1 protein-coding gene is annotated in these 261 nt (G+C 59.8%); it reads left to right on the forward strand.

Annotation, left to right across the window (positions count from 1 at the left end; translation table 11 throughout):
* Positions 1-235: TrmH family RNA methyltransferase (locus RTW80_RS29730; protein WP_312721734.1), on the forward strand; the 235-nt coding region annotated here is incomplete at its 5' end.
* Positions 236-261 lie beyond the last annotated feature (26 nt).

The raw sequence follows: 261 nt of genomic DNA on the forward strand, positions 1-261 counted from the left end.
GGGCTACACCATTGTCACCACCTCAAGCCGTGCCGCTACGCCGCTGTTTAAAGCGACGCTGCCGCGCAAAATGGTGCTGGTGTTAGGTCAGGAGCGTGATGGTCTGTCTGATGCGGCACTCTCCAGCGCTGACCTGAGCGTCTCTATCGACGGCACTGGCAACGTTGAAAGCCTGAACGTATCCGTTGCGACCGGCGTGCTGCTGGCGGAATGGTGGCGTCAGAACAAGGCATAAGCCTTTTATGTGCCGGGCCTGACCCG

It is taken from the genome of Escherichia sp. AM3, from assembly GCF_032029835.1.
GTDB classification, from domain to species: Bacteria; Pseudomonadota; Gammaproteobacteria; order Enterobacterales; family Enterobacteriaceae; genus Escherichia; species Escherichia coli.